Source organism: Ruegeria sp. CJ6 (assembly GCF_056536665.1).
Genome location: NZ_JBQFQB010000003.1, coordinates 348,966 through 370,374, shown reverse-complemented (window position 1 = coordinate 370,374; position 21,409 = coordinate 348,966). Strand labels below are relative to the sequence as shown.

At 56.6% G+C, this 21,409-nt stretch carries 22 protein-coding genes; 12 read left to right on the top strand and 10 right to left on the bottom strand.

Going from position 1 to position 21,409, the window contains the following annotated elements; translation table 11 throughout:
* Window positions 1-39 precede the first annotated feature (39 nt).
* The gene (gene clpA, locus ACR0BT_RS11510) at window positions 40-2,364 is read right to left on the bottom strand and encodes an ATP-dependent Clp protease ATP-binding subunit ClpA (RefSeq protein ID WP_480763168.1); all 2,325 of its coding nucleotides are present in this window, start codon (window positions 2,362-2,364) and stop codon (window positions 40-42) included.
* A 174-nt stretch (window positions 2,365-2,538) separates the two neighbouring features.
* A complete protein-coding gene (gene gloB / locus ACR0BT_RS11505) occupies window positions 2,539-3,306 on the bottom strand; it encodes a hydroxyacylglutathione hydrolase (protein ID WP_480763167.1) in 768 nt (255 codons plus the stop codon).
* A gap of 61 nt (window positions 3,307-3,367) precedes the next feature.
* On the opposite strand from gloB, the gene ACR0BT_RS11500 reads away from it, so the two are divergent.
* The 8 genes from ACR0BT_RS11500 to ACR0BT_RS11465 all read left to right on the top strand — a co-directional run bounded on the left by ACR0BT_RS11500 (window position 3,368) and on the right by ACR0BT_RS11465 (window position 10,530).
* Complete coding sequence (locus tag ACR0BT_RS11500) at window positions 3,368-4,102, top strand: methyltransferase domain-containing protein (RefSeq protein WP_170401881.1); 735 nt, start codon at window positions 3,368-3,370, stop codon at window positions 4,100-4,102.
* 302 nt (window positions 4,103-4,404) lie between these two features.
* The gene (locus tag ACR0BT_RS11495) at window positions 4,405-4,965 is read left to right on the top strand and encodes a F0F1 ATP synthase subunit delta (protein ID WP_170564161.1); all 561 of its coding nucleotides are present in this window, start codon (window positions 4,405-4,407) and stop codon (window positions 4,963-4,965) included.
* Window positions 4,966-6,504, top strand: coding sequence for a F0F1 ATP synthase subunit alpha (atpA, locus tag ACR0BT_RS11490; RefSeq protein WP_170392443.1), 1,539 nt, complete (start codon window positions 4,966-4,968; stop codon window positions 6,502-6,504).
* Between the two features lie 15 nt (window positions 6,505-6,519).
* Window positions 6,520-7,398 (top strand): F0F1 ATP synthase subunit gamma, encoded by an 879-nt coding sequence (locus ACR0BT_RS11485; RefSeq protein ID WP_170392441.1) that lies wholly within the window; start codon window positions 6,520-6,522, stop codon window positions 7,396-7,398.
* A gap of 20 nt (window positions 7,399-7,418) precedes the next feature.
* Window positions 7,419-8,843, top strand: coding sequence for a F0F1 ATP synthase subunit beta (gene atpD, locus ACR0BT_RS11480; protein WP_039537698.1), 1,425 nt, complete (start codon window positions 7,419-7,421; stop codon window positions 8,841-8,843).
* Between the two features lie 12 nt (window positions 8,844-8,855).
* Window positions 8,856-9,266, top strand: a complete 411-nt coding sequence (locus tag ACR0BT_RS11475; protein WP_170609502.1) for a F0F1 ATP synthase subunit epsilon — start codon at window positions 8,856-8,858, stop codon at window positions 9,264-9,266.
* A 117-nt stretch (window positions 9,267-9,383) separates the two neighbouring features.
* Window positions 9,384-9,734 (top strand): H-type lectin domain-containing protein, encoded by a 351-nt coding sequence (locus ACR0BT_RS11470; protein ID WP_170636077.1) that lies wholly within the window; start codon window positions 9,384-9,386, stop codon window positions 9,732-9,734.
* 103 nt (window positions 9,735-9,837) lie between these two features.
* Window positions 9,838-10,530 carry a nitroreductase family protein gene (locus ACR0BT_RS11465; RefSeq protein WP_170636076.1) on the top strand — a complete coding sequence of 231 codons (693 nt, stop codon included), beginning with the start codon at window positions 9,838-9,840 and terminating at the stop codon, window positions 10,528-10,530.
* Between the two features lie 51 nt (window positions 10,531-10,581).
* On the opposite strand, the gene ACR0BT_RS11460 is transcribed toward ACR0BT_RS11465, so the two are convergent.
* Window positions 10,582-11,601, bottom strand: coding sequence for a ribose-phosphate pyrophosphokinase (locus tag ACR0BT_RS11460; RefSeq protein WP_170392433.1), 1,020 nt, complete (start codon window positions 11,599-11,601; stop codon window positions 10,582-10,584).
* Window positions 11,602-11,709: 108 nt separating this feature from the next.
* On the opposite strand from ACR0BT_RS11460, the gene ACR0BT_RS11455 reads away from it, so the two are divergent.
* Window positions 11,710-12,309 (top strand): 2-hydroxychromene-2-carboxylate isomerase, encoded by a 600-nt coding sequence (locus tag ACR0BT_RS11455; protein WP_170512521.1) that lies wholly within the window; start codon window positions 11,710-11,712, stop codon window positions 12,307-12,309.
* Between the two features lie 19 nt (window positions 12,310-12,328).
* On the opposite strand, the gene ACR0BT_RS11450 is transcribed toward ACR0BT_RS11455, so the two are convergent.
* From ACR0BT_RS11450 to ACR0BT_RS11420, 7 genes are all read right to left on the bottom strand, one after another.
* Window positions 12,329-13,363, bottom strand: a complete 1,035-nt coding sequence (locus tag ACR0BT_RS11450) for a threonine aldolase family protein (protein WP_480763166.1) — start codon at window positions 13,361-13,363, stop codon at window positions 12,329-12,331.
* Complete coding sequence (locus ACR0BT_RS11445) at window positions 13,363-13,836, bottom strand: YcgN family cysteine cluster protein (protein WP_480763165.1); 474 nt, start codon at window positions 13,834-13,836, stop codon at window positions 13,363-13,365. Before ACR0BT_RS11445 ends, ACR0BT_RS11450 begins: the two co-directional genes overlap by 1 nt.
* Window positions 13,833-14,765, bottom strand: a complete 933-nt coding sequence (locus ACR0BT_RS11440) for a bifunctional riboflavin kinase/FAD synthetase (RefSeq protein WP_170392424.1) — start codon at window positions 14,763-14,765, stop codon at window positions 13,833-13,835. The genes ACR0BT_RS11445 and ACR0BT_RS11440 overlap by 4 nt, the downstream gene beginning before the upstream one ends.
* Before the next feature lie 60 nt (window positions 14,766-14,825).
* The gene (locus tag ACR0BT_RS11435; RefSeq protein WP_074736482.1) at window positions 14,826-15,269 is read right to left on the bottom strand and encodes a MaoC family dehydratase; all 444 of its coding nucleotides are present in this window, start codon (window positions 15,267-15,269) and stop codon (window positions 14,826-14,828) included.
* A gap of 100 nt (window positions 15,270-15,369) precedes the next feature.
* Complete coding sequence (locus ACR0BT_RS11430; protein WP_480763164.1) at window positions 15,370-16,245, bottom strand: TIGR01459 family HAD-type hydrolase; 876 nt, start codon at window positions 16,243-16,245, stop codon at window positions 15,370-15,372.
* A 196-nt stretch (window positions 16,246-16,441) separates the two neighbouring features.
* Complete coding sequence (locus ACR0BT_RS11425; protein ID WP_480763163.1) at window positions 16,442-17,362, bottom strand: manganese-dependent inorganic pyrophosphatase; 921 nt, start codon at window positions 17,360-17,362, stop codon at window positions 16,442-16,444.
* A gap of 99 nt (window positions 17,363-17,461) precedes the next feature.
* Window positions 17,462-18,442, bottom strand: coding sequence for a TraB/GumN family protein (locus tag ACR0BT_RS11420; protein ID WP_480763162.1), 981 nt, complete (start codon window positions 18,440-18,442; stop codon window positions 17,462-17,464).
* Window positions 18,443-18,563: 121 nt separating this feature from the next.
* Between ACR0BT_RS11420 and ACR0BT_RS11415 the strand changes: the two genes are divergently transcribed.
* The 3 genes from ACR0BT_RS11415 to groL all read left to right on the top strand — a co-directional run bounded on the left by ACR0BT_RS11415 (window position 18,564) and on the right by groL (window position 21,399).
* Entirely contained in the window at window positions 18,564-19,238 is a 675-nt protein-coding gene (locus ACR0BT_RS11415; RefSeq protein WP_480763161.1) for a DUF2161 domain-containing phosphodiesterase, read from the top strand.
* A gap of 174 nt (window positions 19,239-19,412) precedes the next feature.
* The gene (gene groES / locus ACR0BT_RS11410) at window positions 19,413-19,700 is read left to right on the top strand and encodes a co-chaperone GroES (protein ID WP_010441779.1); all 288 of its coding nucleotides are present in this window, start codon (window positions 19,413-19,415) and stop codon (window positions 19,698-19,700) included.
* A gap of 55 nt (window positions 19,701-19,755) precedes the next feature.
* Window positions 19,756-21,399 (top strand): chaperonin GroEL, encoded by a 1,644-nt coding sequence (gene groL / locus ACR0BT_RS11405; RefSeq protein WP_170392413.1) that lies wholly within the window; start codon window positions 19,756-19,758, stop codon window positions 21,397-21,399.
* Window positions 21,400-21,409: the final 10 nt, after the last annotated feature.

Sequence of the window (21,409 nt, the reverse complement as noted above, 5' to 3'; positions counted from 1 at the left end):
ACCGAAAAGGTGGGCGTTTTTCGTTATAGAAGCCGTGGGTTAGTCCGCTGTCAAAAGCGGGGGCTTGTCGCCCGGAATGCGGGGCTGATCGGGGCCCAGGATTTCCAGGTTCAGCTCGCCCTTCTTCATCGAGACACGGACCACGCCGCCTTTGGCCAGTTTGCCGAATAGCAGTTCCTCGGCGAGAGGTTTCTTGATGTGCTCCTGAATGACACGGCCTAGAGGACGCGCACCCATCTTGTCATCATAGCCCTTGTCGGCCAGCCATTCGGCGGCACGCGGTGTCAGATCGATGGTTACGCCACGATCCAGCAACTGTGCTTCCAGCTGCAGGACAAACTTCTCAACGACCTGCAAAATGACCGCTTTCGGCAGCGGCGCGAATGAGATCACGGCGTCCAGACGGTTGCGGAATTCCGGCGTGAACATACGTTCGATCGCTGCGGTATCCTCACCTTCGCGCCGGTCGCGGCCAAAGCCGATGGCGGCTTTCGCCTGCTCCTGCGCACCTGCGTTCGATGTCATGATCAGGACCACGTTGCGGAAATTCACCGTCCGGCCATTGTGGTCGGTCAGCTCGCCGTGGTCCATCACCTGCAACAGAATGTTGAACACGTCCGGGTGTGCTTTTTCAATTTCATCCAACAACAAGACGCAATGTGGGTGCTGGTCGACACCGTCGGTCAGCAAACCACCCTGATCAAACCCGACATAACCCGGAGGCGCACCGATCAGACGGCTGACCGCGTGCTTCTCCATGTATTCCGACATGTCGAAACGCAGCAGTTCAACACCAAGCGTGTCAGCCAACTGTTTCGCCACCTCTGTTTTGCCAACACCGGTGGGGCCAGCGAACAGATAGTTGCCGATGGGTTTTTCGGGCTCACGCAGACCGGCGCGCGCCAGTTTGATCGCACTGGACAGCGCTTCGATCGCTTCATCCTGACCAAACACCACGCGTTTCAGCGAGGTTTCGAGATCTTTCAGAACCTCTGCATCATCCTTGGTGACGTTCTTGGGTGGGATTCGCGCAATCTTGGCAACCACCGCCTCGATCTCTTTGACGCCGATGGTCTTGCGACGTTTGCTTTCGGCCAGCAGGTGCTGCGCTGCCCCGGCCTCATCGATCACGTCGATGGCCTTGTCGGGCAGTTTGCGGTCGTTGATATAGCGCGCCGACAATTCGACAGCCGTCTTGATGGCGTCGGCAGTATATTTGATCGAGTGATGCTCTTCGAAATACGGTTTCAGACCGCGCAGAATTTTGACGCTGTCCTCGACCGACGGCTCGTTCACGTCGATTTTCTGGAACCGGCGGCTCAGCGCGCGGTCTTTTTCGAAATGCTGACGGAACTCTTTATACGTGGTCGAGCCCATGGTGCGCAGTTTGCCGCCCTGAAGCGCTGGCTTCAGCAGGTTCGACGCATCCATCGCACCGCCCGAGGTTGCACCCGCTCCGATCACAGTGTGAATCTCGTCGATGAAGAGAACCGCATCAGGGTGCTCTTCCAATTCGGTCACAACCGCTTTCAGACGCTCTTCGAAATCGCCGCGATAGCGAGTTCCTGCAAGCAGGGCGCCCATATCAAGCGAGTAGATGGTGGTTTCCGACAACACGTCCGGGGCCTCGCCCGCAACAATCTTATGCGCCAGACCTTCGGCGATGGCAGTTTTGCCGACACCGGGGTCACCTACCAGCAACGGGTTGTTCTTGCGCCGGCGACACAGCACCTGAATACAGCGTTCAACCTCGTCCGAGCGTCCGATCAGCGGATCTACATCACCGGCGCGTGATTTGGCGTTCAGATCAACGCAATATTTGCCAAGCGCGCTTTCTTTCTGCTCGGCGTCACCAGAGGTCGTCTGAGCCTCTTCTTCGGCTTCATCAGCACCCGTTACAGGACGATTCTCTCCATAGGCCGGGTCTTTGGCCACACCATGTGCGATGAAGTTTACCGCGTCATAACGGGTCATGTCCTGCTCTTGCAGGAAATAGGCTGCGTTGCTTTCACGTTCGGCGAAGATGGCCACCAATACATTGGCCCCGGTCACCTCTGTGCGGCCAGAGCTTTGAACGTGGATCGCGGCGCGCTGAATGACACGCTGGAAGGCTGCAGTCGGTACTGCTTCTGACCCGTCGATATCAGTGACGAGGTTTGACAGATCTTCGTCGATGAATTCGACCAAGGTGCTGCGTAACTCGTCCAGATCGACGCTGCACGCTTTCATGACGCGCACCGCATCGGGTTCTTCCAACAGCGCCAGCAGCAGATGCTCTAGCGTTGCGAATTCATGCCGCCGTTCATTCGCCGCCGCAAGGGCCGCGTGGATGGCTTGTTCAAGTGTGCTCGAGAATGAAGGCACGCGGGTGCTCCTCTGTATTGGGCCGGAAGGGGGCGGGCTGCAGGCCGGATCCCCATCCCAACCATGTCCTCATACTATTAGAGTTTGGTTGATCCCGCCCCGGCTTCAAGGGTTTTCTTTCACTTGACAGTCACATTTGTTGTGACCGTGGCCGTGATTGGGGCTTGAAACGGGTTAAAAGCTGTCTTTTTGGGCTCGAATTTCGGCGAATACGGACACGGGATCAGAGTTTTCCATGCCCAGATGGGCCTGAATCGCCGGATCAGAGGCCCTTAGAAACGGATTTGTCGCCTTTTCCAGGCCTAAAAGCGAAGGCACAGTAGGTTCTCCGGCAGCGCGGGCGCGATTAATATCGGCCACGCGGTCAAGCAAGGCTGGGTTGTCGGGATCGATGGTCAGGGCGAACTTGGCGTTTGCCTGTGTGTATTCGTGGCCTGAGCACACGATTGTTTCATCGGGCAGGGCCGCCAACTTGCTGAGAGAGGCCCACATTTGCGCAGGCGTGCCCTCGAACAATCGTCCACATCCCAGCGCCATCAGGCTGTCAGCGGTGAATACAACGCCAGTTTGGGGCATGTAGAATGCAATGTGCCCAATTGTATGACCGGACACATCAAGAACCTCGACCGGCTCACCGCCGATATAAAATGTGTCACCTTCAACCACCGCCTGATCGAGTTTTGGCAACCGATGTTCATCTGCTTTTGCGCCGATCACACGCGCGGGCTGTTTCGCCAGAATGTCGCCCAGCCCGTCCACATGATCCCAATGATGATGGGTCAGCAACACATGGCTTAGCTGCCAGCCGCGCGAATCCAGTTCTGCCAGAATCGGAGCTGCCTCTGGCGCATCGATCAAGGCAGTCTCACCGCTGGCCGGATCATGGGCGAGAAAGGCGTAATTATCGCTGAGGCAAGGAATGGTAACGATCTCAAGAGGCATGGCCTTTTGCCCTTTCATTGCTAGACTGCGCCCAGCTAAGCCGATTGACCGGGTGTCCGCAATGCATCTTGATGTGCAGGATCTGAGGAATTTCTACTATCGCAGCACCCTGGGTCGCGCGGCCCAGGCAGCGATCCGTGGTCGGTTGGTGGATCTTTGGCCCGAAGCCAAGGGGCAAACTGTGGTCGGATTTGGTTTTGCCGTACCTTTATTGCGGCCTTACCTCAAAGATGCGCGCCGTGTGATTGGTCTTATGCCTGGTCCGCAGGGTGTAATGCCATGGCCTGCGGGGATGCCCAATGTTTCCGTTCTGACCGAAGAGACGATGTGGCCAATCGAAACAGGCCATGTGGATAAACTCGTGGTGATGCATGGTTTGGAAACTTCAAACCGACCCAGTCAATTGCTGGAAGAATGCTGGCGCGTTCTGGGGCCCGGAGGGCGTGTGCTATTTGTCGTACCGAACCGGGCCGGGCTGTGGTCGCGCTCAGACCGGACGCCGTTTGGCTTTGGGCAGCCCTATTCAACAACCCAGTTGGAAAACCAATTGCGCGCGCACCACTTCGTCCCTGAAAACCATTGCTCGGCGCTTTACCTGCCGCCTTCGTTCCGTCGGTTCTGGCTAAAATCAGGTAGCCTGATCGAGAAGACTGGACAACGCATCCCAACCGTCATGGCCGGAGGCGTGCTTATGGTTGAGGCCAGTAAACTCATTCGCCCGCCTAGCGGGAGCGTTACCAAAGACACAGCGAAGCGCCCGATCAAAGCGTTGGATGGTTTGTTAAAGCCTGCGTGACAGTTCGGCGCATTTTGAACGGAAAAAATGCGGGAAAAAGGTCACAGGAATCGCAAAAACCTGCATATTCGTAACATTTTTCAACTGCCCCAATCGGTCCAAAGGGTCGCAGTTGGGTTAAGTGTATGAAAAATAATAATTTGTGGATAAAACTGTTACCGCTATAGCGTATTGCTTGGTTGGAACACCTCTGCTACATCCCCGGTGATTTTGATCCCCGCCCTAAATGGACGGGGTTTCCTCACGCCCCAAGGTAGCGGCCGCTACTCAAAATCGGGGCCTCAAATATCGGAAGGGTGGACGTGTCCGAACCAGCTTCGATTTCCACTGGCATCGCCGAGCGCTATGCCACCGCGATCTTCGAGATCGCCAAAGAGAATAATGACCTTGCAGGTCTGGAAAGCGGAATCAACGATCTGGCAGCCGCATTGGGTGATAGCGCAGAATTGCGCGACCTGATCGCATCGCCTTTGGTTTCGCGCGCCGAACAGGAAAGCGCAATCACTGCTGTTGCTGACAAGATGGGCCTACATGCCATCCTGCGCAATACGTTGGGTCTGATGGCGCAGAAACGTCGTCTGTTCGTTGTACCGCAACTGGTGCAGGTTCTGCGCGACATGCTGGCTGACGAGCGTGGCGAGGTGACCGCCGATGTCGCCTCGGCCAAGGCACTCACCAAGACCCAAATGGATAAACTGTCCAAGACGCTGTCCGAGCGTGTGGGCAAGACCGTGACAATCAATGCGACCGTTGATGAAAGCCTCATCGGCGGTCTTGTCGTTAAAGTGGGCTCGAAAATGATCGATAGCTCGATCCGTTCGAAGCTGAACTCCCTACAGAATGCAATGAAAGAGGTCGGATAAATGGGAATCCAAGCTGCAGAGATTTCTGCAATCCTGAAGGACCAGATCAAGAATTTTGGTCAGGAAGCCGAAGTGGCCGAGATCGGCCGCGTGCTGAGCGTCGGTGACGGGATTGCCCGTGTATACGGCCTGGACAATGTGCAAGCCGGTGAGATGGTCGAATTCCCCGGCGGCATCATGGGTATGGCGCTGAACCTGGAAAGCGACAACGTCGGTGTTGTTATCTTCGGTTCCGACCGTGACATCAAAGAAGGTGACACTGTTAAGCGCACCAACTCGATCGTGGACGTTCCGATCGGTGACGAGCTGCTGGGCCGCGTTGTTGACGGTCTGGGCAACCCGCTGGACGGCAAAGGCCCGATCAACGCGACCAAGCGTGGCGTTGCAGACGTTAAAGCGCCGGGCATCATTCCGCGTAAATCGGTTCACGAGCCGATGGCAACCGGCCTGAAATCGGTTGACGCAATGATCCCAATCGGCCGTGGCCAGCGTGAGCTGATCATTGGTGACCGTCAGACCGGTAAAACCGCCGTTGCTTTGGACGCGATCCTGAACCAGAAAGTTTACAACGACGCAGCAGGCGACGACGAGTCGAAGAAGCTGTACTGCGTGTACGTTGCGATCGGTCAGAAGCGTTCGACCGTTGCTCAGCTGGTGAAGAAACTGGAAGAGTCCGGCGCGATCGACTACTCGATCGTTGTGGCGGCAACCGCGTCCGACCCGGCACCGATGCAGTTCCTGGCACCTTACGCCGCGACCGCGATGGCTGAATACTTCCGCGACAACGGCCGCCACGCGCTGATCATCTATGATGACCTGTCGAAGCAGGCTGTGTCCTATCGTCAGATGTCGCTGCTGCTGCGCCGTCCGCCCGGACGTGAAGCCTATCCTGGCGACGTTTTCTACCTGCACTCGCGCCTGCTGGAGCGTTCGGCGAAGCTGAACGAAGACTTCGGTGCGGGCTCGCTGACCGCTCTGCCGGTTATTGAAACGCAAGGTGGTGACGTTTCGGCGTTTATTCCGACCAACGTGATCTCGATCACCGACGGCCAGATCTTCCTGGAAACCGAACTGTTCTACCAAGGCATCCGCCCTGCTGTGAACACCGGTCTGTCGGTTTCGCGTGTGGGCTCCTCGGCTCAGACCAACTCAATGAAGTCGGTTGCTGGTCCGGTTAAGCTGGAACTGGCTCAGTACCGCGAAATGGCTGCGTTTGCGCAGTTCGGTTCCGACCTCGACGCCGCGACCCAGCAGCTGCTGAACCGTGGTGCGCGTCTGACCGAGCTGATGAAACAGCCGCAGTACTCGCCGCTGACCAATGCCGAAATCGTCTGCGTTATCTTCGCCGGTACCAACGGTTACCTCGACAAGATCGACGTGTCCGATGTTGGCCGATACGAAGCCGGCCTGCTGGCGCACCTGCGTGGCAAGCACGCGGATCTGCTTCAGTGGATCACGGACGAAGATCCCAAGATCAAGGGTGACGCTTCCGACAAGATCAAGGCTGCGCTGGACGAATACGCCGCAACCTTCGCTTAAGGGAGAGGCGGGCATATGCCAAATCTTAAGGACCTTAAAAACAGGATCGAGTCGGTCAAATCGACCCGCAAGATCACCAAGGCCATGCAGATGGTCGCGGCAGCAAAACTGCGCCGCGCCCAGGAATCTGCCGAAGCCTCGCGTCCCTATGCCGAGCGGTTCAATGCCGTGATGGCGGGACTGGCGGCTTCGGTCGGGGGCAGCGACAGCGCCCCCAAGCTGCTCCGTGGCACGGGCAGTGATGATGTCCATCTGCTGGTTGTCATGACAGCTGAACGCGGCCTGTGTGGCGGCTTCAACTCGAACATCGCCAAACTCGCTCGCCAAAAGGCGGACGAGTTGCGCGCCAAAGGCAAGACGGTCAAGGTTTTGACCGTCGGCAAAAAAGGCCGCGACGCGCTCAAGCGTGATTTTAGCGATCTGTTCGTTGGACATATCGACCTGAGCGAGGTCAAGCGTCTGGGGTATTCCAACGCGCAAGACATCGCCAAGGACGTCCTGTCTCGTTTCGACGGGGGTGAGTTCGACGTTGCCACGATCTTCTACTCGAAGTTCGTCAACGTTGTGACCCAGATCCCGACGGCACAGCAGGTCATCCCCGCCTCGTTCGAAGACGAAGCGACGGGTGACGACAGCGGTGCGGTATTCGACTACGAGCCCAGCGAAGAGGCCATCCTGGCCGACCTGCTGCCCAAGGGGGTTGCCACCGCGATCTTCTCGGCTCTGCTCGAAAACGGAGCGTCTGAACAGGGTGCACGGATGTCCGCAATGGACAACGCGACACGCAACGCGGGTGAGATGATCGACAAGCTGACGATCCAGTTCAACCGCTCGCGTCAGGCCGTGATCACCAACGAGCTGATTGAAATTATTTCCGGCGCCGAAGCGCTGTAGAGACATACCGGAGACGAAACATGGCGAATGCAAAAGGCAAAGTCACACAGATCATCGGGGCCGTCGTCGACGTGCACTTCGAAGATCAGCTGCCTGAAATTCTGAACGCGCTGGAAACCACCAACAACGGCAAGCGCCTGGTGTTGGAAGTTGCCCAGCACCTGGGTGAAAACACCGTCCGCACCATCGCGATGGACGCGACCGAAGGTCTGGTTCGTGGCGAGGCAGTCACCGACACCGGCGCACCGATCTCGGTTCCGGTTGGTAACGCCACCCTGGGCCGCATCCTGAACGTGGTTGGCGAGCCGATCGACGAAAAAGGCCCGGTTGAAGCAACCGAAGCCCGTGCGATCCACCAGCCCGCACCGACTTTTGACGAACAGTCGACCGAGTCGGAAGTTCTGGTAACCGGCATCAAGGTTGTTGACCTGCTGGCCCCATACGCCAAAGGCGGTAAGATCGGCCTGTTCGGCGGCGCCGGCGTTGGTAAAACCGTTCTGATCATGGAACTGATCAACAACATCGCAAAAGTGCACTCGGGCTTTTCGGTGTTCGCGGGTGTTGGTGAACGGACTCGTGAAGGGAACGACCTGTATCACGAGATGATCGAATCGAACGTTATTAAGCCGGACAACCTGTCGGAATCGCAGGTGGCCCTGGTTTACGGTCAGATGAACGAACCTCCCGGAGCACGTGCACGTGTTGCGCTGACCGGTCTGACGCTGGCCGAACAGTTCCGCGACCAGTCCGGTACCGACGTTCTGTTCTTCGTCGACAACATCTTCCGTTTCACGCAGGCGGGTTCTGAGGTTTCGGCTCTGCTGGGTCGTATTCCTTCGGCTGTGGGCTATCAGCCGACGCTGGCGACTGACATGGGCGCTCTGCAGGAACGCATCACCTCGACCAAGTCGGGCTCGATCACGTCCGTGCAGGCCATTTATGTTCCTGCGGACGACCTTACCGACCCTGCGCCAGCAACCTCGTTTGCTCACTTGGACGCGACCACCGTTCTTAACCGTGCGATCTCGGAAAAGGGTATCTACCCTGCGGTTGACCCGCTCGACTCGACCTCGCGTCTGCTCGACCCGGCCATCGTTGGTGAAGAGCACTACAAGGTTGCGACCGACGTTCAGCAGATCCTCCAGCGCTACAAGTCACTGCAGGACATCATCGCCATCCTCGGCATGGACGAACTGTCGGAAGAGGACAAACTGACCGTGGCACGTGCCCGTAAGATCGAGCGCTTCCTGTCGCAGCCGTTCGACGTGGCCGAAGTCTTCACCGGCTCGCCGGGCGTTCAGGTTCCTCTGGATGTGACCATCGCGTCGTTCAAAGCGGTTGTCGCTGGCGAATACGATCACCTGCCCGAAGCGGCCTTCCTGATGGTTGGCGGCATCGAAGAAGTGATCGCCAAAGCGGAGAAGATGGCCGCAGAAGCCGCCTAAGGAGTATCCCTGATGGCAAACACGATGCAATTCGACCTCGTCAGCCCTGAGCGGAGCCTTGCTTCGCTTAGCGCGACGGCGGTCCAGATTCCCGGCGCGGACGGGGACATGACGGCAATGCCCGATCATGCCCCCACAATTACAACTCTGCGCCCGGGCATCCTGAAGGTCGAAGCACCCGAAGGGGCCAGTGAATACCTGGTCACCGGCGGGTTTGCTCAGATCAATGGCGATGGCCTGTCGGTTCTGGCCGAAAAGGCCATTCCGGTTGCTGAAGTAACACGTTCGCATCTGGACGATCTGATCGCTGACGCCCGCGCCTCGCACGAGGCAGCCAAGGCCGGTGACGATCAGACCATCGTCGACGATGCTGCAAAGTTGCTGGCTGACATGGAAGCTCTAGGAACGCATATGAGCCTGTAAGGGTTCATGACATTCTGATCACTTGGAACGGCCCCGTATACGCGGGGCCGTTTTTTTGTCGTGATTTTGCCATTCGCTGAAGTTAAGCTGCAGGAATTGAACAATAAAAGACGATAGATGAAAAAGTTTCAAACCCATCCCATCGGCATTGATCAGGGCGAGGAGGTCTTGTTTTCCGATTTCGCCGATGGTGGCGTGATGTGGACTGGTGAGGGCCCGCGTGAGCGTCGCGTAAGCGTCCGTTTTTCAGAAGTGTTCCGCTCTGTGCCAATCGTCCAGATAGGCGTGGTGCTTTGGGATGTGGATACGTCTTCCGCTTTACGCGCTGAAGTTCAGGCCGAAGATATAACGTCGGAAGGATTCAATGCGGTGTTTCGCACCTGGTCCGATACGCGTATCGCCAGAATTCGGGTGAATTGGACCGCAATTGGAGATGTTTCGCATGAAGACGATTGGGATATCTCGTGAAGCAGGCCTGTTCGTGAGATAAGATTGCGCACCTTCGCGCGTCGTCCCATAAAGAAGACTGTCCACCCCAAATAGCGGCTAACGCAACCGGAGGATCTTACAGGTGTTTGCACGAGATCATATCGAATACGAAGCCTTGGATCTTCCGGATCGTATGGACTTGTCTGATGAAGAAATGCTGACCGAAGCGCGAGCGTTCTACGACAAGATGAAACGCCGCCATACCGTGCGTGATTATTCGGACCGGCCCGTCGAGCGCACGGTCATCGAAGAGTGCATTCGCGCAGCCGGAACAGCGCCCTCAGGGGCCAATCATCAGCCCTGGCACTTTGTGGCAATCTCGAACCCTGAGATGAAGCACCGTATTCGGGAAGAAGCGGAAGCTGAAGAGCGCAGGTTTTATGAAGGCGGTGCCGGGGATGAATGGCTGAAGGCGCTTGAACCAATCGGGACTAACGATCAGAAGCCGCATCTGGAAGACGCACCGTGGCTGATAGTGATTTTCGCCCAACGTTGGGGTCATTTCGATGATGGAGATCGGTTCAAAAACTACTACGTGCCTGAAAGCACGGGCATTGCCACGGGCTTTTTGTTGACTGCGCTGCACCATGCAGGGCTGGTTTCACTGACCCACACACCCAACCCGATGAAATTCCTGAATAAACTGCTAAACCGCCCTGATCATGAAAAGCCTATTATGATCGTAGCTGTAGGCCACCCGCAAGACGACGCGAAGGTGCCAAAAGTTGCAAAGATGAAAAAACCGTTGGAAGAAATCATGACGGTCGCCGAATAGGCAGGCCGTCATGAATTCAGACATTATCTATGGTAGCCAGCAGTTTTTCGATCAATCCATATGATAAAGTGACTCGTAGATCGGCGTCAGTGTCTTGTCTTCGAACAGTGATGATACACTTGTGCCGTTCCAAATGTTCAGGATCGCCTGCGTAAAGATCGGCGCTGTGGGCACGATGCGGATATTGGCGGCCTTGTTGATCTCAGCCGTAGGCTGGATCGTGTCCGATAGGACCAGAGATTTCATCACCGAATTGGTCACACGTTCAACCGCCGGTCCACTCATGACACCGTGGGTGATGTAAGAGTGCACTTCCTTGGCACCGTTATCCATCAGCACCTGAGCAGCTTTGCACAGAGTGCCAGCGGTATCGCAAATGTCATCGACAATCAGGCAGATTTTGTCTTTCACGTCACCAATGACAGTCATCTCAGCCACTTCGCCTGCCTTCTCGCGGCGTTTGTCGACGATCGAAAGTGGTGCATTGATGCGTTTGGCCAGTTCGCGGGCGCGGGCCACACCGCCGACATCTGGCGAGACCACCATCAGGTCGTCCATTTGGTCTTTGAACTGCTTCTTCACATCCAGGGCAAAGATCGGCGAGGCATAAAGGTTGTCCACCGGCATGTCGAAAAAGCCCTGAATCTGGGCTGCGTGCAGATCCATGGTTAGAATCCGTTCGATACCCGCACCAGTCAGCATGTTTGCCACCAGCTTGGCGCTGATTGGCGTGCGCGCTTTGGTGCGGCGGTCCTGACGGGCGTACCCGAAATACGGAATGACAGCGGTGATCCGGGCTGCGGATGAACGGCGCAGGGCATCTGCGATGATCAGCAGCTCCATCAGATTGTCATTGGCGGGGTTCGAGGTTGGTTGAACGATAAACATATCCTCACCACGCACATTCTCGAAAACCTCGACGAAAATCTCTCCGTCGTTGAACCGTTCGACCCTTGCATCGACCAGCCCCTGGTCAACGCCGCGATGCAGGCTCATGCGACGTGCAATGGTTTCGGCAAGCGGAAGATTGGCGTTCCCAGCGATAAGCTTGGGTTCGTGAAGTGTCGGCATCGGCTGATTTTCCCCGGGCAGCAGTGGCAATGTGACAGATTCGTGATGTTGACACCGCTTAGCATGGGTCTACCGTCCCGCAAAGATAACGCAGCGGAGAAAGTGAACATGGCCCAGATTGACTACTTTTTTGCGACACTCTCGCCCTATTCCTATCTGGCGGGAATGCGCCTTGAAGAGATCGCGGAAAAACACGGTGCGACGATCAACTATAAACCATTGGATATTGTTGCCCTGTTCGGCCGGACAGGTGGAACGCCACCAAAAGATCGTCATATCTCTCGCATCGAATACCGCGCGCAGGAACTGGTGCGCCAAGCGCGCAATCTGGATATGCCGTTGAACCTGCAGCCTGCGCACTGGCCGACGAACATGGCACCGTCCTCTTACGCTGTGATCGCAGCAGTACAGGATGGATCAGGTGATGTGGGTAAACTTTGCCATTCCTTCTTGCGTGCCTGCTGGGCAGAAGAAAAGGACATCTCTGATGATGGCGTGATCCGGGATTGCTTGGAACAGGCAGGATTTAATCCAAATCTAGCTGATAGTGGCCTGTTGGTAGGTGCGGAAACCTACGCCGCAAATCTGGAAGAAGCCGTGGACCGGGGTGTTTTCGGGGCACCATTTTACATCACACCGGACGATCAGAGGTTCTGGGGACAGGACCGTCTTGATGATCTGGACAAGCATCTGGCTGAGATGAAATAGCCGGGGCAGGGAGGCACGGCTACAAGAGGTTCAGAAACCGATCGATCTGCTCGGTTCCGATGGACCAGTCACAGACAAGGCGGCAGGCCAGCATCTCGTCTTCGTCCTCACCGTCCAACGTGCCACCCCACAGGTGATAGACGGCACCGGCCTCGTGCAGGCGCTTGTGTTGGCTGCGGGGAAAGCTTGCGAAAATCATGTTTGCCTGGGGTTCATGCAGGAATTCTGCCCCGACTGCCCGCAGACCATCCGCCAATCGCGCGCAATTGGCATTCGCTTTGCGAGCTGATTTCAGCCACAGGTCATCCTGCAGGTAAGCAGCCATCTGGGCAGACAGGTAACGGTGCTTGGAAAACAGGTGCGCCCCGCGCTTGCGCCGCAGCTCGAACTCCCAAGCTTTGCTTTCGTCGAAGAAGATTACGGCCTCGACACCCATCAGCCCGTTTTTGGTGCCGCCAAAGCTGACTGCGTCAACACCAGATTTCCACGTCATCTCTGCCGGTGAGCAATTCAAAGCGACCAGAGCGTTAGTGAAGCGTGCACCATCCATATGCACCGGCAACCCATACTTCCTGGCAACGCCACACAAGGCTTGAAGTTCGGCAAGCGAGTAAACCGAGCCACGCTCGGTCACCTGAGTGATCGAGACAGGCCCGCGCTGCGGACCATGCACGCCGCGGGTTTCTTCCCCCTCAATGGACTTGGTCAACGCTTCGGGGGTCATCTTGTCGCCACCCGGCACCAGAGTCAGTTTCGCGCCGGTGTAGAATTCGGGGGCATTGCACTCATCTTCGTGGATATGAGCGACGGGTGAACAGAACACGGTTTCCCACGGCTTGCTCAGCGTTGCCAACGCCAGTGAATTAGCTGCCGTTCCCGTAGCGACCAGATAAACTGCCGCACCCGGTGCTTCGAAAATGCCGCGGATTTGGTCGCGCACTTCGTTCATCAAGGTGTCGGCGCCATAAGCCATCTGATAGCCCTGATTGGCTTCGGCCAATGCGGCCAGAACTTCGGGATGAACAGGCCCGGAATTATCAGAGGCAAAATGCATTAATTCGGCTCCTCGATGATGTAGTCTTCCCACTCTTCCATGGGCGTTTCGAATTCAGATACGGTTCGCCGCTGCACGGAGACTCCGGCGGTTTGAACGCTTTCAGGCGTACCTGATAGCAAAGGGTGCCAGTCGTAAAGCGGTTTGCCTTCCCAGAGCAGTCGATAGGCGCAAGTCTGCGGCAGCCAATAGGCATGGTTGTCGATGTTATCGGGTGTCATGACGATGCATTCGGGCACGAATTGGTGGCGGATATCATATTGGGTGCACCGGCAAGTTTCGTCATCCAGCAGGCGACAGGCAACACAGGTCAATGCGACCTCGCCCGTATCTTCGTCTTCCAGCTTGTTCAGACAGCATTTGCCGCAACCATCGCACAGTGCCTCCCACTCACGCTGGTTCATCTTGCGCAGCGGCTTGCGTTCCCAGAATCGGGGCGCGAGGCCAGCTCGATCGATTGGATCCGTAGTCATGTACTGGCCAGTATCTCTCTCGCGCGCGCGCAATCGGCATCCATCTGCGAGATCAACCCGTCAAGGCCGTCGAATGTCATTTCGGGCCGCAGATAGTCGACCAGACCAACGGACAGCGTGGCACCGTAAAGATCACCTGAGAAATTGAACAGAAATGTCTCGATGTTAGGAACCTCGCCTTGGAACATGGGCCGGGTCCCGACCGATGCCGCCCCGTGATAGCTGCCCTGATGCGGGCCATCCAGGACGTCGACCAAAACTGCATAAACGCCGAATCTCGGAGGGTGTAGTCCTTCGATCGACATATTGGCTGTCGGGTACCCCAACTCTCGTCCGCGTTGCTCGCCTCCGACGACCTCACCTTCAATCCGGTGCCAGTGCCCCAGCATTGTTGCCGCATCGCGCGGGCGCCCCTCTGACAGAGCTGTCCGGATCGCAGTCGACGAAACCACATTCTCGGTGCGCTCCAACAGGGGCGCGATGGTCACACCGAACCCCATCTCTTCGCCAAAGCGAACCAGGTCCTGAGGGTTACCGCTGCGCCCTTTGCCAAAACAAAAATCGGCACCCACGACAACATGAGAAAGCCCCAGACCATCGCATATGACATTCCTCGCAAAAGCTTCGGGCGTCATACCCGCGAGCGTTGAATTAAAAGGCAGTTCATAAAGCTTCTGCACGCCGAGTTTTTCCAGCCGGTGCGCGCGTGCATTGCCGCGCATCAGACGAAAGGGCGGTGCCTCTGGGGAAAAATACTCTCGTGGATGCGGCTCAAATGTCATGACCCCCAGCGGCGCGTTCAATTCAGCATTGCGCGCCAACTCGATGACGGATTGATGGCCAAGATGAACACCGTCAAAGTTCCCGATGGCGACACTTGCGCCTCGGTCTTCTGGTTCAACAAACTGGAAGTCCCGGATGATATGCATGCGGCTTGCCTAGCGGGACTGCCCGTCAGGTTCAAGCCGCAGTTCGGTTAAGGTGGATTATCAGTCGAACTTGCGGCTCGGAGCCAGCACCATGGCCTCACCCACCAGCACTTTCTTTCCGTCAACTGCGCAGTGGCAATCCAGCTTAACCCGGCGTTTGGCAAAATCGATATCGATCACCTTGACCTCGGCATAAACCATGTCGCCCGGACGCACCGGCGCCAGAAATTTAAGCGATTGTCCCATGTACACGGTTCCATGTCCGGGCAGCTGCTCTCCGATCACGGCAGAGATCAGGCCGGCGGTCAGCATGCCATGGGCAATGCGCCCTTCGAAAATCGTATCGCGGGCATAGTCATCATCCAGATGAACCGGATTCCGGTCGGTCGATACTTGAGCGAACATCTCGATATCTTCATCGGTCACGACTTTGCGCAAGTGCCGTGACATGCCCATTTCGATGTCTTCGATGCAAATCGTTCCGCGCGGAAGGTTGTCCAACATGCTGCCCTCATTCGAGATCGAAAGAGCAACAAAAGACCATCATCTGCCGCTCGTCGGCAACTTTATTACTTCGCAGTTGCAGAAAATCAAGTCTTTTTTGCTATCTCAGGCGACCAATCGAATAAGTTGGATTGATCTGTTCCTTCTCGTTATGAGCTTTCAACGCGTCTTCGTCTGGATGAAGTGATGTTTTAGTTTCTGCGGCTGCCAAACCGCCGGTGATGAAGAGGGTATCAATGCCTTCCCCCATTCCTCCAGCGATATCTGTTTGCGGCCCGTCCCCAATGGCAAGTATTTCAGAATCCGACACATCAACCCCAATCGCCTGCAACCTGCGCCGGGCCAGATCGTAGATCGGCGGGTGTGGCTTGCCGAAATATAGGCTTTCACCACCCATCTCGGTATAAAGTCGGGCCAAAGCACCTGCGCACCATTCGCGCGTTTCGCCTCGGTCCACCACGATGTCTGGATTGGCGCAGAGCAGTTTCATCCCTTTCTGCTTGGCATAAAGAAAGTCGGGCCGGTTCACATCCGGGTCAGCCATCGGGTCGAACGGGCCGCAACACACGATGCCTTCGGCCGCGTCCAGCGGAACGCGTTCAATATGGATCGGATGATCCAGCAGTTTCAGGGGTTCAAAAAAACCGGCATCCCGCTGCCATTCCCCCATGAAGTAGACTTTTTCGCCAATCGCCCCGCGAAACATCGCTGAACGCGCCGAATCACCGCTGGTTGCAATCGTGTCATAGGAATCTGCCGGCACATTGAAATGTAAAAGCTGCTCGGCAACCCCGGCCCGAGGCTTGGGGGAATTGGTTACAAGAACCACCGTGCCACCACGTTGACGATAAGCTTGCAGCGCCGCTACCGCCTCTGGGTAGGCTGTGATCCCGTTGTGGACGCATCCCCACAAATCAACGAATAACGCTTTGTAGCGGTCAGAGATTTCAGCGAGTGAAGAAACGATCTGGGTCATGGCGCGCCTCGTGCAGCAGGGAATGCGAGATGTCAAAGCCTATGGCAGAGCGCGGGGGGATTGGCCAGAGGTGCAGCCCAAGGCGGAGCGGCCGAAATCAACCCCCCTTGTTCATCTGGCCAAAAATATCTCGGAGCGCGAGGCAGAGCCTCGCAAAAAAAAGCGCCCGGTTTCGGGCGCCTTTGATAATCTAAATTCAAACCTTGAGGTTCGGAATAATCTGCTTTTTCCGGCTCATTACGCCGGGCAACACAACCGCGTCACCGTCCACGGTTGCGCCAAAGCTCTTCTCAGCGACACCTTTGACCAGATCATTTGGAACCAGCAGCGTTGCCTCTTCGTTCAGAATGTCGACCACGAACAGCAACACCTGATCAACGCCGTCTTCCTTGGCCACATCAGCCATCGAGCTTACGATGCTGTCCTTGCGATCCAGCACGACACCGGGGGCAGTGGTTTCCAGAACCGAGACCCGGAACTTGGTGCCGTCGACTTCGTATTCTTTGCTGTCCATGCGGATCAGTTCGGCGTCCGAGAATGACGATACATCCGATTTTGCTGCAAACATGTCGGCGGCGTAGGCCGAGACATCCAGACCAAGTTCAGCCGCCAGTTTCTCAGCCACGGCGCGGTCGTGCGCGGTGGTTGTGGGTGAGCGGAATTCCAGTGTGTCCGACAGGATGCAGGTCAACGCGGCACCTTTGATCGCGTCGGGCATCTTGGCGGCGTCGTCACCCATCAGGTCGACCATGATGGTTGCCGTGCAGGCCAGCGGGCGCACAGTGATGTCGATGGGGCCTTTGGTTTCAAGCCCGCCAACCAGTTTGTGGTGGTCGATTATGGCGCGGATATCGGCGCTGTTGATGCTGGCGGGCAGCTCGGCCGGATTGTTGGTGTCGACGATGACAACCGGTGCATCCTCGGCCACGTCCTCGATGATTTGCGGCTTGGGCAGGTCCCAACGCTCAAGCATAAAGGCGGCTTCGGTGTTGGGTTCGCCTAGCAAAACGGGCTGTGCCTGATCACCTTTCACTTCGTTCAGATACCACGACCACAGGATTGGAGAGCCGGTGGAATCGGTGTCGGGAGATTTGTGGCCAAAAACTAGCGTTGTCATGTCTCGTGTCCTGAAGAATATGGATTTGCGCGCCTTATAGGGTGGTCAAACACGGTTGTCACCCGGAAGCAAACTTGCTGCGACCCTTGGTCTGAAAACCTAGAATTCAGCGCGTTCCAGTGTATATCCGGCTTGATGTAGCTGGTTCAGTAAGCCGTAGTCGTTGCTCAGATGTCCGGCCCCGACAGCGATCACCGCGGTCTGATCCTTCAGGTCCAGAATCTTTTCCATCCAGTTGGCGTTGCGTTGCACCAGAAGCTGATCCTCGAACCCTTTCCATTCGGCGTTAAACTCTTCTGGTGTCATCCCTGAAGCTTCAAGTCCCTGAATTTTCGCAAGCTCAATGATCGCGGCGTGCTGCTCTTCGATATAGGCGTTCGCCATCGTGATCATTTGGTCGTCTCCGGTCTGCAGCGCCCCAGCGAGCCTGGTCAGTGACGCCACTTGTTCCTCCAGAGGATGGCTGTCGAACATGGCGATCAGATCCTCGATCCGCTCTAGCGAATACTGGGGTATCCCGTGTTGTTCGGCCAGTTCCGTCAGGCGCGTGTCCATGCCGCGATCAAAGTCTGGGGTATTCATCAGGCAAGGCGGAATGCCCAACATCATGCTTAGAAACCAGGGGCGCATCTTGGCGGCCATCCAGGCGGGAATGCCACGCTCGGCCAGAGTCGCGGACAGCGCTGTCCAATCTTCTTCCGACATCAGGTCAATCAAAGTGGGGCCGGACGTAATCAGGACCGGGCTGAAATCATCGGCCAGATCTTTTTCGAACGCGTCCATTTCGTCCTGTGTGACCTCGAAGAAAAACGCGTCGGCCTGACTCAGAACTGGCTCCAAGCGCTCGACCACGGGTGCCATGCGGGGGTCGCTGGTGTGGAGGGTGCCGATCAGGTGCAAGACGGTCCCGTCTTTTGTCGCGATCCAGTGGTTGCCCTCCGGAAACGGAATGTCACTGATTGTCTTCTCGAGATCAGCTTGACTTTCGGCCGACAGGTCAAGCCTAAGATCTCTCCCTTCGCAGGCCGCATGGGCGGTAATCGGAAGCAAAAGGCCGAGACAAAAGCTGAGCAAGCGCATATGGAACCTTCCGGAAATGGCGAATATGACCAAGACGTACTCCTGCCTTCTTGTAAGTTGCAATGTAGTTTGTCTTCAAACCGTGGCTGGCAATCCGCGCGAAACTACATAGCATAGCGTTATGAAGCTCGAGCAGGACCTTTACCCACCCATCAAAGCCTTGTTGGAACGTCAGGGATATACCGTGAAAGGTGAAGTTGGCGCCGCCGACATTGTTGCTCTGCGAGACGGGCAGGAGCCGGTGATCGTTGAACTCAAGCTTCGCTTCAGCCTCGCGCTGTTTCACCAAGCTATCACTCGTCTGAAAATAACCGATCAGGTCTACATTGGGGTCTGTAAACCAAAAGGCCGGGCAGCGCGACGGGCGGTGAAGGATAATCTGGCGTTGTGCCGTCGCCTGGGGTTGGGTCTGATCACCGTGCGCTCTGATGGGACGGTCGAGGTTCAATGCGATCCCGGCCCCTATGCGCCGCGCAAGGATAAGGTCAAGGCAAAGCGATTGCTGCGCGAGTTTGAAAGGTTGCAGGGCGATCCGAATGCGGGCGGTGCCACGCGTCAGGGGATAGTAACGGCTTACCGACAGGATGCGCTAAAATGCGCGGCACATCTGGCGGAAAACGGAGCGGGCAAGGGGGCCGATGTCGCAAAGGCCACTGGCGTAAGTGCGGCGACACGTTTGATGTACGACAATCATTACGGCTGGTTCGAAAAAGTGGAAAAGGGCGTCTACGCGCTGTCTGAGGCAGGGCAAGAAGGTCTGAAACACTGGGCGTACAGCTGGGATCAGCCAGACTAGGTGCCTTGTTCTTGCCTGCTTATCGCGCCAGGCAAAAAAATCTTTCACATATTGTTGACTCGCTTCCTGCAACTCCCTAGCTATGCGTCGTTATCACTCATGAGACCCGAGTGCTAACGCCTCGTCAGTCGGCGAGGGGAGGATAACAAACTTTGAGCCCAAGGAGCTGCAAAGATGGCATTGAAACCGCTTCATGACCGTGTGCTGGTTCGTCGCGTAGAAAGCGAAGAGAAAACCGCAGGCGGACTGATCATTCCCGACAGCGCAAAAGAAAAGCCCAGCGAAGGCGAAGTCGTTGCAACCGGCGAAGGCGCGCGCAAGGACAGCGGCGAACTGATCGCGATGGCTGTAAAAGCTGGCGACAAGATCCTGTTCGGCAAATGGTCGGGCACCGAGGTTCAGGTCAACGGCGAAGAGCTGCTGATGATGAAAGAAAGCGACATCATGGGGATCATCGAGTAAGCGCACCCGCTTTCTCTGATCTTCATTTCAACAGATATTCTCAAGGAGAGACAACATGTCTGCAAAGGACGTCAAGTTTGACACCGATGCCCGTAACCGCATGCTGGCCGGTGTAAATGTTCTGGCCGATGCTGTTAAAGTGACCCTGGGCCCGAAAGGCCGCAACGTGGTTCTGGACAAATCCTTTGGCGCGCCGCGCATCACCAAAGACGGTGTTTCGGTTGCCAAGGAAATCGAACTGGAAGACAAGTTCGAAAACATGGGCGCGCAGATGGTGAAAGAAGTCGCCAGCCGCACCAATGACGAAGCCGGCGACGGCACCACCACCGCAACCGTTCTAGCCCAAGCCATCGTTCGCGAAGGTCTGAAGCAGGTTGCTGCTGGCCTGAACCCGATGGACCTGAAGCGCGGCATCGACCTGGCAACTGCCAAGGTTGTCGAAGGCATCAAAGACGCTTCGCGTGAAGTCAAAGACTCGGCAGAAGTTGCTCAGGTTGGCACCATCTCGGCCAACGGCGAAGCCGAAATCGGCCAGCAGATCGCAGACGCGATGCAGAAGGTTGGCAACGAAGGCGTTATCACCGTCGAAGAAAACAAAGGTCTGGAAACCGAGACCGATGTTGTCGAAGGTATGCAGTTCGACCGTGGCTACCTGTCGCCTTACTTCGTCACCAACGCAGACAAGATGATCGCAGAACTCGACGACTGCATGATCCTGCTGCACGAAAAGAAACTGTCCTCGCTGCAGCCGATGGTTCCGCTGCTCGAGCAGGTGATCCAGTCGCAGAAGCCGCTGCTGATCATCGCGGAAGACGTTGAAGGCGAAGCGCTGGCGACCCTCGTGGTCAACAAACTGCGCGGCGGCCTGAAAATTGCTGCTGTCAAAGCACCGGGCTTCGGCGACCGCCGCAAAGCCATGCTGCAGGACATCGCGATCCTGACCGGCGGTCAGGTGATCTCGGAAGATCTGGGCATGAAGCTCGAGTCCGTCACCATGGACATGCTGGGCACCGCCAAGAAGATCGAGATCACCAAAGACGAAACCACCATCGTCGACGGTGCTGGCGAGAAAGCCGAGATCGAAGCACGTGTTGCTCAGATCCGCACTCAGATCGAAGAAACCTCGTCGGATTACGACCGTGAGAAGCTGCAAGAGCGCGTTGCCAAACTGGCAGGTGGTGTTGCCGTTATCCGCGTTGGCGGCATGACCGAAGTTGAAGTGAAAGAGCGTAAGGACCGTGTGGACGATGCTCTGAACGCAACCCGCGCTGCTGTACAAGAAGGCGTTGTTGTGGGCGGTGGTGTTGCTCTGGTTCAGGCCGGTAAAGCACTGGAAACTCTGGAAGGTGCAAACGCTGACCAGAACGCAGGTATCAACATCGTTCGTAAGGCAATCGAAGCGCCTCTGCGTCAGATCGCCGAGAACGCAGGTGTCGACGGTGCGGTTGTTGCTGGCAAAGTTCGCGAAAGCGACGACGCAGCATTCGGCTTCAACGCTCAGACCGAGGAATATGGCGACATGTTCTCGTTCGGCGTCATCGACCCGGCCAAAGTTGTCCGTACCGCTCTGGAAGATGCGGCATCGGTTGCTGGCCTGCTGGTCACCACCGAAGCAATGGTTGCCGACAAGCCCGCCAAAGAAGGCGCGGCACCTGCCGGCGGCATGCCCGACATGGGCGGCATGGGCGGCATGATGTAAGCTGCTTAAG

What these genes read in the sequence shown, in the direction of transcription:
- gloB (WP_480763167.1), bottom strand. Translation starts at nt 3,306, where the DNA reads ATGCCTCTTGAGATCGTTACCATTCCTTGCCTCAGCGATAATTACGCC.
- ACR0BT_RS11500 (WP_170401881.1), top strand. Translation starts at nt 3,368, where the DNA reads ATGCATCTTGATGTGCAGGATCTGAGGAATTTCTACTATCGCAGCACC.
- atpA (WP_170392443.1), top strand. Translation starts at nt 4,966, where the DNA reads ATGGGAATCCAAGCTGCAGAGATTTCTGCAATCCTGAAGGACCAGATC.
- ACR0BT_RS11485 (WP_170392441.1), top strand. Translation starts at nt 6,520, where the DNA reads ATGCCAAATCTTAAGGACCTTAAAAACAGGATCGAGTCGGTCAAATCG.
- atpD (WP_039537698.1), top strand. Translation starts at nt 7,419, where the DNA reads ATGGCGAATGCAAAAGGCAAAGTCACACAGATCATCGGGGCCGTCGTC.
- ACR0BT_RS11475 (WP_170609502.1), top strand. Translation starts at nt 8,856, where the DNA reads ATGGCAAACACGATGCAATTCGACCTCGTCAGCCCTGAGCGGAGCCTT.
- ACR0BT_RS11470 (WP_170636077.1), top strand. Translation starts at nt 9,384, where the DNA reads ATGAAAAAGTTTCAAACCCATCCCATCGGCATTGATCAGGGCGAGGAG.
- ACR0BT_RS11460 (WP_170392433.1), bottom strand. Translation starts at nt 11,601, where the DNA reads ATGCCGACACTTCACGAACCCAAGCTTATCGCTGGGAACGCCAATCTT.
- ACR0BT_RS11455 (WP_170512521.1), top strand. Translation starts at nt 11,710, where the DNA reads ATGGCCCAGATTGACTACTTTTTTGCGACACTCTCGCCCTATTCCTAT.
- ACR0BT_RS11450 (WP_480763166.1), bottom strand. Translation starts at nt 13,363, where the DNA reads ATGCATTTTGCCTCTGATAATTCCGGGCCTGTTCATCCCGAAGTTCTG.
- ACR0BT_RS11445 (WP_480763165.1), bottom strand. Translation starts at nt 13,836, where the DNA reads ATGACTACGGATCCAATCGATCGAGCTGGCCTCGCGCCCCGATTCTGG.
- ACR0BT_RS11440 (WP_170392424.1), bottom strand. Translation starts at nt 14,765, where the DNA reads ATGCATATCATCCGGGACTTCCAGTTTGTTGAACCAGAAGACCGAGGC.
- ACR0BT_RS11435 (WP_074736482.1), bottom strand. Translation starts at nt 15,269, where the DNA reads ATGTTGGACAACCTTCCGCGCGGAACGATTTGCATCGAAGACATCGAA.
- ACR0BT_RS11430 (WP_480763164.1), bottom strand. Translation starts at nt 16,245, where the DNA reads ATGACCCAGATCGTTTCTTCACTCGCTGAAATCTCTGACCGCTACAAA.
- ACR0BT_RS11425 (WP_480763163.1), bottom strand. Translation starts at nt 17,362, where the DNA reads ATGACAACGCTAGTTTTTGGCCACAAATCTCCCGACACCGATTCCACC.
- ACR0BT_RS11420 (WP_480763162.1), bottom strand. Translation starts at nt 18,442, where the DNA reads ATGCGCTTGCTCAGCTTTTGTCTCGGCCTTTTGCTTCCGATTACCGCC.
- ACR0BT_RS11415 (WP_480763161.1), top strand. Translation starts at nt 18,564, where the DNA reads ATGAAGCTCGAGCAGGACCTTTACCCACCCATCAAAGCCTTGTTGGAA.
- groES (WP_010441779.1), top strand. Translation starts at nt 19,413, where the DNA reads ATGGCATTGAAACCGCTTCATGACCGTGTGCTGGTTCGTCGCGTAGAA.
- groL (WP_170392413.1), top strand. Translation starts at nt 19,756, where the DNA reads ATGTCTGCAAAGGACGTCAAGTTTGACACCGATGCCCGTAACCGCATG.